This window comes from Shewanella xiamenensis, assembly GCF_014647135.1.
Classification (GTDB): Bacteria; Pseudomonadota; Gammaproteobacteria; order Enterobacterales; family Shewanellaceae; genus Shewanella; species Shewanella xiamenensis.
Genome location: NZ_BMOP01000068.1, coordinates 1 through 501, shown reverse-complemented (window position 1 = coordinate 501; position 501 = coordinate 1). Strand labels below are relative to the sequence as shown.

At 50.9% G+C, this 501-nt stretch carries 1 protein-coding gene; it reads right to left on the bottom strand.

What is annotated here, in order from left to right:
* Nucleotides 1-501 (bottom strand): IS4 family transposase (locus IEY09_RS20170; RefSeq protein ID WP_188872428.1); only part of this gene is annotated, 501 nt, incomplete at both ends.

The following is a 501-nucleotide window of genomic DNA, read 5'->3' as shown; positions in this document are numbered from 1 at the left end:
TCCACGCTTTCTGACCCAATAGCGTTTCACAACATTGTGCTGCCACTTCCGCTTTGGATACCTTCATAAAGCGAAGCTGGAGTAAGCGTGTGGCGATAAAAGCCAGTATCACACTCATACGCTCCAGGTTCTCACGGCACTGCATTCTCAGCTCTTCCACCGCGGTGCCACTGCTTTTCCATACCTTGTGGTAATCTTCAATCAACCAACGGCGCTCGTAATAGCCGACAACCTCCAGTGCCTCCTTCGAGCATGTGATAGATTCGGAGGTGAGTAAGTGCCATGCCAGTTTTTCTTCACGATGACTTTGCTCTACGACACTGACGTAATACAGAGGGATGTCTGCCTGAGTGCGTTTGTTGGCTGGAGCTTTGAGGGTCACTCGGGCATATCTCATTTCCAGCGTCACCGCCCGGGCTTTCCTTCCGCCTTTCTGAGGAATGAGGAGAGATTTCGTCGCTGCAAGCGGTAATGTGTTCGAGTAGTCATAGAGTTTGTGTG